This window comes from Actinomadura rupiterrae (genome assembly GCF_024172125.1).
Classification (GTDB): Bacteria; Actinomycetota; Actinomycetes; order Streptosporangiales; family Streptosporangiaceae; genus Spirillospora; species Spirillospora rupiterrae.
On record NZ_JAMZEA010000011.1, the window covers coordinates 56,005 to 69,892 of the forward strand.

A 13,888-nucleotide genomic window follows, 5' to 3' on the forward strand; every position below is an offset into this window, starting at 1 on the left:
GGCCGGAGAGCGGGGAGATTAGGCGCGGAGGAGGCGGGAGGTGAAGGGGTTGAGTTCCAGGGGGCCGCGGTCGCCGATGATGACGGTGCCGCCGAGGTTGACGGCCTTGCCGTTGATGACGGCGTTGGGTTCGAAGGAGAAGGTCATGCCCGGCTGCAGGGGCATCTCGCCGCCGATGGTCGGCAGGACGAACAGGCGGCCGTAGTCGGACGCCTCGGGGACCTCGGTCAGGCCGGAGCCGAAGCCGCAGACCGGGCCGTAGGGGTTGAGGGTGTGCACCATCGGGTGGATGTTCCAGGAGCCGGCCTCCTTCAGCGGCGCGAGCATGGCCTCGGCCAGGTCGCCGAAGGTGTTGCCGGGACGGGCGACCTTGAGGCCCTCCTCGTAGCAGGCGGCGGCGAGTTCGGCGGCGGCCTTGATGTCGGGGTGCGGTTCGCCGATGGCGATCGCGATCTGGTGCTGGGTCTCCTTCATGCCGAACCGGCAGAAGCCCTCGGCCAGGACGACGTCGCCGCTTTGCAGCCGGCGCGGCGCCTGCGGACGGTAGGACCAGGCGGGCGGGCCCCAGGCGACGAAGCCGGTTCCCGACCACAGCAGCATGTCGGGGGCGGCGCAGCCGCGGCGGAACGCCGCCGACATCCCGGCGGCGAACAGTTCGGCCTCGGTGACGCCCGGCGCGGCCGCCTCCAGCATCGCCTCGGCCATGGCGTCCCCGGCGGCCGCCGAGTACCGCACGACGGCCAGTTCCTCTTCGGACAGGCGGATCGTGGCGGCGAGGAAGGCGGGGCCCATCTGCTTGAACGTCACGCCGGGCAGGGAGTCGACCACCTCGCGCCACAGCAGGTAGGGGATGGGCGGGTTGAGGTGGAACGGCGGGTAGATGTCCAGGCCGAGCACGCCGACCGAGGCGTTCTCCAGGCCGTGCTCGCGCAGCACCTCCACGATGCCGGCGGCGTTCTTGCCGGGCTGGATGACCGACCCGGCGCGGATGTTGCGCGGCTCGATCCACAGCTCGTCGCCGCGCCGTCCCGCCTCGATGTGGTCCTGGATCGACATGTTCGACCAGACCAGCTGGACGGGGTCGGCGTCGCGGCAGAACACCACGAACGAGCCGGGCCGGTCGTTGCTGAAGTAGGCGTCGGGGGCGAACGGCGCCAGGTCGGCGCACTCGTGCTCGCCGTAGGCGACGAGCGCGTCGACGCCCTGCTCGTCCATGAGGCGACGCGCCAGCGCCCAGCGGCGGTCGCGCTCGGCGAGGGAGTAGGTGGGGATGTGCATCTAGGGCGTCCTTCCGTCGGTTTCGGATGCGGAACCGACGCTAGGAGCGGGGCCTGTACCGGCGAATCCGTCACATGACCTGGTCGCCACCTGTCATGTGGCCCCGTCACCGGCCGGCGGCAGGTCGAGGGCGGGGAGTTCGCTGCGCGAGGTGACGCCGAGCTTGGGGTAGGCGTGGTTGAGGTGGTAGCCGACGGTGCGGTGGCTGAGGAACAGCCGCGCGCCGATCTGCCGGTTGCTCAGCCCGGTCGCGGCGAGTTGGACGACGCTGCGCTCTTGCGGGGTGAGGACGGCGAGCGGGTCGTGTGCGCGGCGCGGAGTCGGCGGAGTCTCGCCGGCGGCGCGCAGCTCGGCCCGGGCCTGCGCGGTCCAGGCGGCGGCGCCGATGCCCTCGAAGATCTCCAGGGCCGAGCGCAGCGGCGCGCGGGCGTCGGCCCGGCGGCGGTTGCGGCGCAGCCACCTCCCGTACAGCAGTTCGGTCCGGGCGCGTTCCAGTGGACGGCCGCCTTGATGGTGCGTCCGGACGGCCGCGGTGAAGTGGCGTTCGGCTGAGGCGGTTGGTGCGAGCAGGGCGCGACAGCGATGCGCCACGGCCTGGGCCCATGGCTGGCCGCAGTCTTCGGCGAAGCGCGCGAAGCGGGGGAAACTCCACTCGGCCAGGTCGCGCTGGCCGGACGCGACGGCGGCCTCCACCAGGTCGGGGACGGCGAAGTCGCAGACCATGGTGTGCCGGGTCGTCCCGGAGAGGGCGGCGCGCAGGTGCCGGAGCGCGTCGTCCGGGTCGTCGCGTCCGAGGGCGAGCAGGCCGAGCGAGCAGTCGGCCCAGGCGACGGCCGGTGAATCGCCGAGCGCGCTGCGCGCCGCCTCGGCCTGGGCCTGGCAGTTTTCGGCGTCGCCGATGGCGGCCGCGACGCGCGCGAGGATGCCGTGGACGTGCCCGGCCCGGTGCGCCCGCGCGGTGTCCTCGGCCAGGGTGACCGCCTCGGCGGCGGCCGCGTGCGCCTCGGCATGCCGGTCGAGGAACAGCAGCGCCGAGGCGAGAGCTTGCAGCGCGTCGGGCAGCAGGCCGATCGTCCCGCGGTTCCGGCAGTCCCGGACGGCCCAGGCGGCCAGGTCGCAGGCCCGCTGGTCGGCGCCGACCTGCAGGGTGTGCCGGGCGAGCGCGACCTGCGCGGACGGCGGCAACCGGTCGGCCGGGACGTCCGCGGACACCGCCTCGCGGACGACCGGCCATCCGCGGTCGCCGGATAGCACCGCGGCCAACCCCTGGGCGGCCTGCGCCAACGCGCGCGGCGCCGGATCCAGCGACGGGAAGAGTGGGGCGAGGCGTTCGGCGGCGCGGACGGCGGTTCTGGTGTCCCCGGCGAGCCAGGCGTCCACGGTGGCCTCGTGCAGCATCGCGGCGGCGGTGCGCGGATCGGGCACCGCGGACGCGGCCGCGAGCCGGGTCCGTCCGGCCTCCTCCGGTGACCCCTGATCGAGCCGCACGGTCGCGCGGATGCGAGCCAGCGCCGCGCCGGTGACGGGATCGCCGAGCGAGCGCCCATCGGGCCCGGCCCTGCTGTCTGCGCGATCGGCCAGGTGGACGGCCCGGTCCAGCAGCCCCGCGTCGGCGGCGGCCTGCGCGGCGGCGACCAGGCGGCGGTGGCGGTCGGAGGGATCGGGACTGAGCCGGGCCGCGCGTTCGTAGGCGGCAGCCGCCGCGGCCGGCCCGCCCCGAGCGCTCGCGCCGTCCCCCGCCGCCTCCAGCGAAGCGGCGGTCGGCTCGTCGATGCCTGCTGCGGCGGCGGCCAGATGCCAGGCGCGCCGGTCGTCGTCGCCTGCATCTCGGTGGCTGTCGGCGAGCGCGCGGTGGGTGGCCTGGCGTGTGCGATCGGGCGCGAGGCGGTAGGCGGCGGCGCGGCTGAGCGGGTGGCGGAACACGACGTCCGCCGTGGTGAGGTCGATGAGCCCTTGCTCCTCGGCCGGCCGCAGATCCGGCAGCGCCAGGCCGAGGCGCTCGGCTGCGGCCAGGATGATGCCGAGGTCGCCGGTGTCCTCGGCGGCGGCGACCAGCAGGACGTCCCGAGTGCGCGCGGGCAGCCGTTGGATGCGGTCGCGGAACGCGTCGTGCAGGTGCCCCGAAGGGGACGCGGGCACGGTGCCGTCGGGGTGCCGCCGGGCGGTGAACGCGGTAGTGATCTCGATGAGGGCGAGCGGATTTCCCCGCGCCAGCTCCAGCACGTGCCCGCGCTCCCCGGGCGACAGGGCGGACGCACCAGGCACGCTGCCGACCAGCGACAGCGCGGCGTCCCGGGCGAGCGGCGCCGGGCGCAGTAGCGGCAGGCCGGGAGCCTGCCAACCGGATTCGCTGCGGGCGGCGAACACCAGGGCGATGCCCTCGCTGCCCAGCCGCCGCGCGGCGAACAGCAGGGTCTCGGCCGAGGCGTGGTCGAGCCACTGCGCATCGTCCACCAGGCACAGCAGCGGCGCGTCCTCGGCCAGATCGGTCAGCAGCGACAGGACGGCCAACCCGACCAGGAACCGGTCATGCCCGCTTGGGGAGGACGACGCCGACGACAGGCCGAGCGCTTCGCGCAAAGCCCGCGCTTGCGGGCCAGGCAGTGCGTCAATCCGGTCTCTGTCCTCTCGCAGCAGCAGGTGCAGCGTCGAGAAGGGCAGCTCGCCCTGCGCCTCGATGCCGGCTCCGCGCAACACCCGCATTCCGGACGCCGCCGACGCGGCATGCTCCAGCAGCGCGGACTTGCCCATACCGGTCTCACCATCGATCACCAGCGCTCCGCTACCGCCGTCCCGGACGGCCGCGAGCAGGTCGTCCAGCACGATGGTCTCGGCGGTGCGGCCGACCAGCCGGATCACGACGGCTCACACACGCGTGCCAGCTCGCTGCGCGACGTGAGGCCGAGTTTCGGGAACGCCTTGTAAAGGTGGTAGCCGACCGTGCGGTGGCTGAGGAAAAGACGCGCGCCGATCTGCCGGTTGCTGAGCCCGGTGGCCGCGAGCTGGACGATCTGCCGCTCCTGCGGGGTCAGCACCGCGAGCGGATCGTCCAGCGGGACGGGCGGGACCGCCTCGCGCGGCCCGCCGCTCGCGCCCAGCTCGGTGCGCGCGCGCCCGGCCCATCCGGCGGCGCCGAGCCGCTCGAACTCCGCCAGCGCCGCGCGCAGCATGCGTCCGGCCTCAGCACGGCGGCGCGCGCGACGCAACCATTCGCCGTACAGCAGCCGGGTGCGGGCCGCTTCCAGGGGACGTCCGCCGTCGGCATGCGCATCGACCGCCTCGGCATACAGTGCACCCGCCTCGCCGTCCGCCCCGGACAGCGCCCGGCAGCGCAACGCCACAGCCCGGGCCCACGGCTGGCGGCAATGCGCGGCATACTCGGCGAACCGGACGAGCGAACCGTCCGCCAGATCGGGACGGCCGGTGCGCGCCGCCGCCTCGACGTGATCAGGAAGCGCGAACAGGGCACCGAGCGAGTTGTGCCCGGGGCCGGACACCACCGGATCGAGCCGTTCGAGCGCCGCTTCGTAGCGTCCTTCACCGAGATCGAGCAGCCCCAGCGCCGCGTCGCCCCAGGCGTCGATCGCCGGGCTCCCGCCGGACGCCCGCCGCAACTCGGCCGCCTGCCTCCGAACCGCCTCGGCGTCGCCCTCGATGGCGGCGACCCGCGCCAGCACGCCGGCGAACAGCGCGTTCCAGTGCCCCTGCCCGACGTCCCGGGCCAGCCGGACCGCTTCGGCGATCAGCATCCGCGCCTGCCCGTGCCGTCCTTCGAACAGCTCCACCTGCGCGGTGAACTGGAGCGCCTGCGGCAACAGGTCAAGCGCGCCGCGCACCCGCAGATCGGCCAGGACGGGCTCCATCATCTCCAGCGCCGCCGCATCCGCCCCCGCCCGATGCGCCGCAAACGCCGCCATCATCCGCGTCTGCGGATCCCCCAACCCCGCACCTGTATAAGGGCCAGCACGAGCGCCCCCCACACCCAAACACCCAGCCGCCCCGCCGGATCGGCCCGACTCCGAGCCCGAATGCCCGGACGTCGCGTCCAGATGCCCGGGCATTCCGCCGGGTTGGCCGGCGGCTTCGAGGATGCGGGGGAGACCGCCGGCCAGGTCACCGGCGGCCATCGCGGCGAGGCCCGAGAGCCAGGCGGCCTGCCCCTGGACGGACGGTCCGAACGCGGCGACGCGGTCGGCGGCCTCGGCGATGAGGAGGCGGTCGGCGCAGAACCAGGCGTGCCGCGCGGCCTCCATCAGCAGCGGGACAGCCACCGACGCGTCGTCCACGGTCGCGGCGGCGGCCAGCAGCGTCCGGCCCGCCGCCCACGGCGATCCGCGCACCAGATCGACGGCCGCGTGCAGCGGAGCGAGCCGCGCCTTCTCCACGGGATCGGCGAGCAGGCGTTCCGCGCTCGTAGCCAGCGCCGCCGCGCCCGCCGGGTCGCCGCTCATCGCGGTGCTGTGCGCGGCCTTCGCCAGCCGCCGCCCGCGCTCGTCCCCGGACGCGGTGAGCTCGGCGGCGCGCCGGTAGGCGGTGGCCGCTGCGCCGTGCGCTGCTCGCGCGCCCGCGCGTTCGGCGGCACGGTCGAGCGCGGTCGCGGCCTCGGAGTCGTGGCCGTAGGCGCTGGCGGCCAGGTGCCAGGCGCGCTGGTCCTCGGCCCCGGCTCCGGCCAGCGCGTGCGCGAGAGCGCGGTGCGCGGCGAGCCGTCCCTCCAGCGGCGCACCCCGGTAGGCGGCCGTCCGCATCAGCGGGTGCCTGAACGCCACACCAGACGCCGTCCACCGGATCAGCCGGGCCTCCTCAGCGGGAAGAAGGTCGTCGCGCGAAATGCCGATCGGCGCAGCGGCCCGCAGCACCAACTCCAGGTCCCCGGTCGCGTCCGCGGCGAGGACGGTCAGCAGGTCACGCGTGCGTCCAGGCAACGCCTGAATCCGCCGCAGGAACGCATCATGAACCCCCGAGGCAGCCACCCTCTCGCCGACGCTCCCCGCGCCCGAACCGTCGGGATCGCGCGCGGCCACAATGTCGCGAGTGCGCGCGTTCGGGCCGCCAGCACTGCGCGCGACCAGGCCGCCCGCCCCCTCCGCAACCGAGCCCCCGGCAGCGTGCGCGGCCCGGCCGCCGAGCGTGTGCGCGGCGGGGGTGTTGGGGCTGTCGGTGGGCGGGGCGCTGGGCGCGTGCGGTTCCGAGCTGGCGGGAGTCTTCGCGCTCAGGCTTCCAGGTGCGTGCGCGCTTGGGCCGCCGGGAGTGTGTGCATCCGGGCTGTTGGCATTGTGTGCGGGTGGGGGAGGGGGCGGGGTGTGAGGGTGGTAGGGGGCTGGTTCGGGGAGTTCTATTAGGGCCAGGGGGTTGCCTGCTGCGTCGTGCAGGATGCGGTCGCGTACCGGGGGTGGGAGGTGTGCGCGGCGTTCGGTGAGGAGGTCGGCTGCGGCGTCCGGGGGGAGGCCGGTCAGGGTGAGTTCGGGTAGGCCGGGCGCGGGGAACGCGACCTCGCCGTCCCGGGCGGCGAACACCAGGGCGATGCTCTCGCTGCCCAGGCGGCGGGCGGTGAACAGCAGTGCGTCGGCGGTGGCGTGGTCGAGCCATTGCGCGTCGTCGATCAGGCACAGCAGCGGCGCGTCCTCGGCGAGGTCGGTGAGCAGCGACAGGACGGCCAGCCCGACCACGAAGCGGTCCTGCCGCACCTCGGAGGAGAGGCCGAGCGCGCCGCGCAGTGCCGCTGCCTGCGGTGACGGGAGCGCGTCGATGCGGTCCAGGTCGCGGCGCAGCAGCAGGTGCAGCGCGGCGAACGGCAACTCGGACTCCGACTCGATGCCGACCCCGCGCAGCACCCGCAACCCGTCCGCGGACTGCCCGGCCCGTGCCAGCAGCGTCGACTTGCCGATGCCCGCCTCGCCGCGGACGACCAGGCAGCCGCTCGCGCCGTCCCGGACGTCCCGGACGAGCCGCTCGATCCGCGCCAGCTCCTCCGCCCGCCCGAACACCGTCCGGCTCCGAGGCGAACTCGCGGCAGGCACGAGGACGCGGTCAGGGTCTCGCAATCATGCTCCTTGAGAGTCAGTGCGCCCGCGCCTGGCAGCGCGGCTCGCGAGAATAATAGAGCAGCTGCTCTGTTACGCTCCCGGGCATGCCACGTCCCCGCGTCCACGACCCTGACCGGCTGCTCGACGTCGCCGAGCGGCTGGTCGCCAGCGAGGGCCCGGACGCCGTGACGATCCGGCGGCTCGCGGCGGAGTCGCGGGTGTCCAACGGCGCGATCTACCACGCCTTCGGCTCGCTGCCCGCGCTGCTCGGCCGGATGTGGCTGCGCGCGGCGGCCGACTTCCTGAACGTCCAGGAGCGGCTCTCCGAGGACCCCGACCCGGTGTCGGCGGTGGTGGCGGCGGCTGGCGCGCCCGCGATGTTCGCCGACCGCCGCGCCTACGCCGCGCGCATGCTCGTCGGGATCCGCCGGGACGACCTGCTCGGCCCGGACGTCCCCGCCGACCTCGCCGAGGCGATGCTCGCCCAGGACGAGCGGCTGCTCGCGCTGCTAGTCCGGCTCTCCCGCGCGCTGTGGGGACGCGCCGACGGCCCCAGCGTCGAGGTCGTTACGCTGTGCCTGGTCGACCTGCCGACCGCGTTCTTCCACCGCGCCCTGTCCGAACCGTCCGCCGGCACCCCGGCGATCGCCCTGGACACCCGGCGCCGCCTGGAAGCCGCCGTCCGCGCCGTCCTCGCGCTCCCGCCGCCCCCACGCCCCACCGTCAAGGGACGGTCGTGACCGACGCATCGCCGCCGACCGGTTCGTCCTGACGCACAGTACGAGCCCCGCGCATCATCCGGGACGCGGCGACGGCGGCCCCGGCCAGCAGAACCAGCGCAACGCAACAGGCGCGCTCGGTGGCCCGCGCCGGGCCGTGCGCAGGCGCCGCCGCCAGGAACGTGCTGCCCAGCATCGCGACACCGAGCGTCCCGCCGAACTGCTGCACGGCGTTGAGCAGCCCGGCCGCCGATCCGGTCTCGTGCGGCCGGACGCGGTGCAGCGCGGTGGTGAAGAACGGCACGGTGAACAGCCCCAGCCCCACCCCGGCGACGCCGAGCGCCGGTTCCAGCGCCCAGGGGAACCCGGTCGCGGGCGCGGCGGCCTCCGCGGCGATCATCCCCAGCACTCCGGACGCCAGCACAGCCAGCCCGGCGTACATCAATCGCGCGCCAAACCGCGGGACCAGCCAGGTCCCGGCCGTCCACGATGCCAAAGCCATCCCGCACGACCAGGGCAGCATCGCCAGCCCGGCCGTCCGGGCGTCGGCGCGTCCGCTCTGCAGGCTCATCGCCACCACCAGCGACAACCCGGTCAGCGCAGCCGGGAAGCCGCCATTGCCGAACAAACTCGGCTCCACCAGCGGACTCCGCCCCCGGCGCGCGCTCCACCGCACATACGGCACCAGCCCCGCCAGCGCCACCGCACCGGCCGCGAGCGCCGCCCACGCCCACGACGGCCAGGACCCATCGCCCGCTTGGACGAGCGGGAACACCACCAAACCGCTGCCGAGCATCGCCAGCACCGTGCCCGGCGAATCCAGGCGCGGCCGCCGCTCGGCGCGGTCCTCGCGCAGTGCCCCCGAGGCCGCCAGCACCGCCACGCCCAGCGGGACGTTCACCAGGAACACCCACCGCCACGAAAGCGCCTGGGTCAGCAGCCCGCCCAGCACCGGCCCGCACACCGCCGACAGCCCCATCACCGGGCCGATCATGCCCATCGCGCGGGCCAGCGCCGGACCGTCGAACCGCGCCCGGATCAGCCCGATCGTCTGCGGGATCACCAGCGCCGCGCACGCGCCCTGCACCGCCCGCGCGGCGATGAGCGTCCCCGGCGAGCCCGCCAGCGCGCAGGCCGCCGAGGCGAGGGTGAACCCGGCGACGCCGACGCGGAACGCCCGCGCCCGGCCCGCGATGTCCCCCAACCGTCCGCCGGTGATCAGCAGCAGCGCGAACGGCAGGGTGTAGGCGGCGGTGAACCAGGGGATGGCGGCGGCCGGTCCGCCCAGCCGGGCGTGGATCACCGGGGCGGCGACGTGCACGATCGTGCCGTCCAGCATGTTCATGGCCTCGGCAGTCAGCAGCACCGCCAGTGCTGCGCGTCCTCGGGTAGCGGTCATCGGCTCCTCCGTCTCGTCTCGTGCCACGAGACTGGAACCGGCCCCCGCCGTCGCTCCATCCGAGCCGAGCAAACTGCGGATTCATTCCATGAACCGGGCTTTCGATGCAGAATGCTTCCATGCTCGATGAGCTGGACCGGGCCGTCCTGCACGCCCTGCGGATCGACGGACGCGCGCCGTTCGCCCGCATCGCCGCCGTCCTGGACGTGTCGACGCAGACCGTGGCGCGCCGCTACCGGCGGATGCGCGCCGAGTCCGCGCTGCGCGTGGTCGGGCTCGCCGACCCCGACCAGGCCGGACGGCCGCGCTGGCTCGTCCGCATCACCACCGTCCCGCGCGCCGCGCCCGACCTGGCCCGCGCGCTGGTCCGCCGCCCCGACACCACGTGGGTCAAGCTCGCCTCCGGCGGCACCGAGATCGTCGCGGTCGTCGAGGGCGGCGACGACCATGCGCTGCTGCTGCAGGACATCCCGCGCACCCCGGCCATCACCGCCGTGTCCGCGCACTGCCTGCTGCACACCTACCGCGGCGGACCCACCGGCTGGCACGGCCACACCGCCGTCCTCACCGCCGCGCAGCGCGCCGCACTCGCCCCCGACCTGGAGGCCCCGAGCCCGCGCGGCACCCTGACCGCGGACGCCCCGAGTCCGCGCGGCACCGTGACCGCGGACGCCCCGAGTCCGCACGGCGTCCTCACCGCGGACGCCCCGAGCCCGCGCGGCGCCCTGACCGAGGACGATGCGGACCTGCTCGCCGCCCTGCATCGCGACGGCCGCGCGTCCCTGGCGGACCTGGCGGCGGCGACCGGCTGGTCACCGGCCACCACCGCGCGCCGCCTGACCGACCTGCGCGCGTCCGGCGCGCTGTTCTTCGACGTGGAGTTCGACAACGCCCAGCTCGGCGTCACCACACAGGCGCTGCTGTGGCTGGCGGTCGCCCCGACCCGGCTGGACCGCGTCGGCTCCGTCCTCGGGACCCACGACGAGCTGGCCTTCGTCGCCGCGACCACCGGCCCCACCAACCTGGTCGCGCACGCGTTGTGCGAGAGCCCCGCCGCGCTGCACCGCTACCTGACCCGCGGCCTCGGCGGCCTGTCGGCCATCCGCACGCTGGAGACCTCACCGGTGCTGCGGACGGTCAAGGCCGCCAGCCCCGTCCCCTAGACCCTCGCGCTGTGTTCGGGGGCCGGGCCTTGGCGCGTCGCGTACCACACGGTGCCGATCACCATCACGCACCCGGCCAGTTGTGTCACCGTGGGCCGCTCCCCGATAGCGAACCCGACGAGAATGGCGAGGACGGGGTGAAGGAGCAGGAGCCCGGCACTGACCGAGGGGTGAAGCCGTGGCAGCGCGGTGGTGATCAGAAGCCAGGCGAGCACCTGCCCACTGAGCGCCAATGCCGCCAACCAGCCAAGGGAACTTGCCGGGGGCGCGGGGTCGAGCCCGCCCCACAGGACGCCCATCACGGCTGCAACGACGGCAGCCGCGGCGGTGGACACAGTGACGGAGCTGACGGCTGACCCGCCTCCGCCCCCGATGCGCATCAGGTGGAGATACCCGGCATAGGCAAGCCCGGCCAGCACGCCGAAAACCAGGCCGGAGACAGAGGCACCGCCCGGCCCGCGCGTCGACTCGATCGCACCACTGGCGAACACGACACCCGTGAGCAGCACGGGGACAGAGGCGAGAAAGCGCCGGGAAAGAGCCGTCTTGCTGAAGACCGCCGAGAGGAGAGGGAAGGCCAGAACCTGAATGTTGATCAACACGGTGGCGATCCCGGCGCCAACCTCGTGGATGCTCGCCGCCCAGAACACATAGTCGACGCCGAGGAGCACGCCCGCCGCCAGGGACGCCAGCCGCGAGCGCCAGGTGGTGGCGGCACTCCGCCGACGGACTGCCGCTGCCATGGGGACGAGCACGATGAGCGCGATCGCGCACCGGAAGAAGGCCGCGGTCCCGGCGCTGGTGTCGGCCAGCTTGACGAACGCGGCGGAAACCGAGGTGCACACGGCCCCGCCGGCCACCAGGACACCCGGATGCAGGCCCCCGTGTCGGCGCGCGGGCGCCTGATCGGAGGCTGCGGGACGGATCGGATTCGCCTCAGTAGTCACACCACCCACCCTGCGTCCGAACACCCGTAAGCTCTAGCGCGCATTTCTCGCGAGTATTCGGTAGCGTGGCTTAGGTGTTCAGCTTGGACAGGCTTCGCGCGCTGTCCGCGGTGGCGTCCCACGGGTCCATCGCGGCCGCGGCCCGGGAGCTGCACGTCACTCCGTCGGCCCTCTCGCAGCAGGTGAACAAGCTGGAACGGGAAACCGGCCACCAGCTCCTCGAACCCCACGGCCGCGGCGTCCGCTTCACGCACGCCGGCCGGGTGCTCGCCGCCCATGCGAACCAGGTGATGCGCTCGGTTGCGGCGGCCGAGTCCGACCTTCTCGACCTGGGGACGGAGGTCGTCGGCCCGCTCCATATCGGAGCCGTCGGCAGCGCCATCCGCGCCCTGGTGGTCACCACGCTGGCCGCCCTGGCGCAGGAGCACCCGCGCATGACGCCCACGCTCCGGGACGGCGAAGTCGTCACCCTGCTGCCCGCCCTCCTGGCAGGGGAGCTCGACCTGCTGGTCATCGACAGCTGGGCAAGCAGACCGCTCCCACTGCCCGAGGGCGTGGTGACGCACACGCTCCTCGTCGAGCCCATCAGCATCGCCCTGCCCGCCCGCCATCCGCTGGCAGAGTCCGCGTCCCTGGATCTGGGCCAACTGGACGGCGTCCCGTGGACGAGTTGCCCGGCAGGCACCGAACCGTACGAATCGCTCCTGCAGCTCGCCCGCGCGCACGGCATGGAACCGGACATCCGCTACGCCGTCGCCGAATACGCCTCGCAGCTCAGCCTGGTCGCGGCGAACCTAGCCGTCGCGCTCGTCCCCGCGATGACCCAGCGCGAGGCCTCTCCCGGCGTCCGCTTCGTCCCATGCAAGACACCTCTCCAACGAGAGATCAAAGTCGCGTGGAGAGCGCACGCCGGCGGCCCGCTGATCCGCGCCTGCCTGGAGTTCCTCACGGACGCGGTCGCTCAGGACGCTGGAGACTTCCTACCGACCGCCGGCTCCGTCGCCTAGACCATCTCGTTGGGGTTCTCGCTGTGCTCGGGGATGTCCTGCATGACGTCCCAGTGCTCGACCAGCTTGCCGTTCTCCAGGCGGAACATGTCCATGATGGCCACGCCGCGCTGGCCCGGCACCCGCACCGCGTGGACGCGCGCGGTGACGTAGTCGCCCTCGGCGACCAGCTGCCGCACCTGGACGTGCAGGTCGGGAAAGGCGTCGGCGAGCTGCCGCAGCCGCACCCGCAGCCCGTCCCGCCCGTCCGCGATCTGCGGATTGTGCTGGATGTACCGGTCGCCGAGGAACGCGGTCACACCCGCGACGTCCTTGCGGTTGAAGGCGGTCTCATAGAAGTCCAGGACGGTCTGCTTGTTCGCATCGAGCTGGGCGGACGAGCCGGTCATGCGCATCTCCTTAACTGAACACATGTAGCGCTACGACTGTAGCGTTACACAGGTCTCGCTACAACGCCCGCCACGACGGGCGGGGCTCCGGGAGGTCTCCGAAGAGCGGAGCCCCGCCCTCCCTCGTCCGTCCGGACGCTGTCACCGAACTCCCTGGACGCGGCAGCGGCCGGAGTGGGTTCGGACGAGGGGGCTGGCGGGAGGCGAACGCGGTCAACGGGGCACGCGAACCCGGGGGATCGCATGGCCGGATCGTCGCCCGCCTCCCTGCTTATGCGAGCGAATGAAGCTTGTGCACAGCGCGCTCGACGGCGTCGGGATCTGCGTCGCCGAGCGCCTGCGCGAGGAGATCGCAGGAGGTGGCAATGACGTGCGTCGGGCCCTTGGCGATCCAGCGGCCTTGGTCATCGACCGTGATGCGCCATGCGGGGAAGATCCGGGCGAGCATGGTCAGCATGACCGCTTGAACGGTGATGGTGTGATTCGCGTTGATCATTTCACCACCGTGGGCAGCGCGGCCCAGACGACCTTTCCGCGCCCTTCCAGCATCGACCAACCCCAGTAGGCGGCCATTTTCGCGATCATGGCCAGACCACGACCGCTGTCGAAATGCTCGGCCAGCGAGTCCCTTTCGTCCGCAACTTCGATAATCGGACGAATCTGGGGGCGCGCGTCGCTCCCGTCCTCGACTTCGATCACCGGTCGGCCGTCCTCCGCGACGACCACGCGGACAGGGACGGCGTCGTTCGCCGTGTGGACCAGCGCGTTCGTCGCCAGCTCGGTCATGATCGTCTTCCCGATGTAGATCATGTCGGCATCGCAGCCCATCACACCGAGGACGTCACCCAGGAAATCCCGCGCATCCTTGAGCCCCCTTTCGTCGGTCCGATCGATAATCCAGTGAGGCGTCGGGCTCTCCCGCGCGAGCTGCACAGTCACCCGGTGCCCTCCCTCCATCGACGC

The 13,888-nt window shown here is 73.6% G+C and carries 11 protein-coding genes; 3 read left to right on the top strand and 8 right to left on the bottom strand.

Annotated elements, in window-relative coordinates; genetic code table 11:
• Window positions 1–18: 18 nt before the first annotated feature.
• The 3 genes from FHU30_RS34055 to FHU30_RS34065 form a co-directional block, all read right to left on the bottom strand.
• Window positions 19–1,278: a M24 family metallopeptidase gene (locus tag FHU30_RS34055; RefSeq protein WP_253881646.1), complete on the bottom strand. Its 1,260-nt coding sequence runs from the start codon at window positions 1,276–1,278 to the stop codon at window positions 19–21.
• A gap of 93 nt (window positions 1,279–1,371) precedes the next feature.
• Complete coding sequence (locus FHU30_RS34060) at window positions 1,372–4,137, bottom strand: AAA family ATPase (protein WP_253881647.1); 2,766 nt, start codon at window positions 4,135–4,137, stop codon at window positions 1,372–1,374.
• Entirely contained in the window at window positions 4,134–7,319 is a 3,186-nt protein-coding gene (locus FHU30_RS34065; protein WP_253881648.1) for a helix-turn-helix transcriptional regulator, read from the bottom strand. Before FHU30_RS34065 ends, FHU30_RS34060 begins: the two co-directional genes overlap by 4 nt.
• Before the next feature lie 86 nt (window positions 7,320–7,405).
• On the opposite strand from FHU30_RS34065, the gene FHU30_RS34070 reads away from it, so the two are divergent.
• Entirely contained in the window at window positions 7,406–8,041 is a 636-nt protein-coding gene (locus FHU30_RS34070) for a TetR/AcrR family transcriptional regulator (RefSeq protein ID WP_253881649.1), read from the top strand.
• Here the strand turns inward: FHU30_RS34070 and FHU30_RS34075 are convergent.
• Window positions 8,025–9,419, bottom strand: a complete 1,395-nt coding sequence (locus FHU30_RS34075; RefSeq protein WP_253881650.1) for an MFS transporter — start codon at window positions 9,417–9,419, stop codon at window positions 8,025–8,027. The two genes, FHU30_RS34070 and FHU30_RS34075, sit on opposite strands and share 17 nt — an antisense overlap.
• A gap of 119 nt (window positions 9,420–9,538) precedes the next feature.
• Between FHU30_RS34075 and FHU30_RS34080 the strand changes: the two genes are divergently transcribed.
• On the top strand, window positions 9,539–10,582 hold the full coding sequence (locus FHU30_RS34080; protein WP_253881651.1) for an Lrp/AsnC family transcriptional regulator: 1,044 nt from the start codon (window positions 9,539–9,541) through the stop codon (window positions 10,580–10,582).
• Here FHU30_RS34080 and FHU30_RS34085 read toward each other — a convergent pair.
• The gene (locus tag FHU30_RS34085; protein WP_253881652.1) at window positions 10,579–11,529 is read right to left on the bottom strand and encodes a DMT family transporter; all 951 of its coding nucleotides are present in this window, start codon (window positions 11,527–11,529) and stop codon (window positions 10,579–10,581) included. The two genes, FHU30_RS34080 and FHU30_RS34085, sit on opposite strands and share 4 nt — an antisense overlap.
• Before the next feature lie 74 nt (window positions 11,530–11,603).
• On the opposite strand from FHU30_RS34085, the gene FHU30_RS34090 reads away from it, so the two are divergent.
• Window positions 11,604–12,536, top strand: coding sequence for a LysR family transcriptional regulator (locus FHU30_RS34090; RefSeq protein ID WP_253881653.1), 933 nt, complete (start codon window positions 11,604–11,606; stop codon window positions 12,534–12,536).
• Here FHU30_RS34090 and FHU30_RS34095 read toward each other — a convergent pair.
• The 3 genes from FHU30_RS34095 to FHU30_RS34105 form a co-directional block, all read right to left on the bottom strand.
• Window positions 12,533–12,925, bottom strand: a complete 393-nt coding sequence (locus tag FHU30_RS34095; protein ID WP_253881654.1) for a nuclear transport factor 2 family protein — start codon at window positions 12,923–12,925, stop codon at window positions 12,533–12,535. The two genes, FHU30_RS34090 and FHU30_RS34095, sit on opposite strands and share 4 nt — an antisense overlap.
• Before the next feature lie 271 nt (window positions 12,926–13,196).
• The gene (locus tag FHU30_RS34100; RefSeq protein WP_253881655.1) at window positions 13,197–13,421 is read right to left on the bottom strand and encodes a hypothetical protein; all 225 of its coding nucleotides are present in this window, start codon (window positions 13,419–13,421) and stop codon (window positions 13,197–13,199) included.
• Window positions 13,418–13,864 carry an ATP-binding protein gene (locus FHU30_RS34105; RefSeq protein WP_253881656.1) on the bottom strand — a complete coding sequence of 149 codons (447 nt, stop codon included), beginning with the start codon at window positions 13,862–13,864 and terminating at the stop codon, window positions 13,418–13,420. Before FHU30_RS34105 ends, FHU30_RS34100 begins: the two co-directional genes overlap by 4 nt.
• Window positions 13,865–13,888: the final 24 nt, after the last annotated feature.

What these genes read in the sequence shown, in the direction of transcription:
- FHU30_RS34055 (WP_253881646.1), bottom strand. Translation starts at nt 1,278, where the DNA reads ATGCACATCCCCACCTACTCCCTCGCCGAGCGCGACCGCCGCTGGGCG.
- FHU30_RS34070 (WP_253881649.1), top strand. Translation starts at nt 7,406, where the DNA reads ATGCCACGTCCCCGCGTCCACGACCCTGACCGGCTGCTCGACGTCGCC.
- FHU30_RS34075 (WP_253881650.1), bottom strand. Translation starts at nt 9,419, where the DNA reads ATGACCGCTACCCGAGGACGCGCAGCACTGGCGGTGCTGCTGACTGCC.
- FHU30_RS34080 (WP_253881651.1), top strand. Translation starts at nt 9,539, where the DNA reads ATGCTCGATGAGCTGGACCGGGCCGTCCTGCACGCCCTGCGGATCGAC.
- FHU30_RS34095 (WP_253881654.1), bottom strand. Translation starts at nt 12,925, where the DNA reads ATGACCGGCTCGTCCGCCCAGCTCGATGCGAACAAGCAGACCGTCCTG.
- FHU30_RS34100 (WP_253881655.1), bottom strand. Translation starts at nt 13,421, where the DNA reads ATGATCAACGCGAATCACACCATCACCGTTCAAGCGGTCATGCTGACC.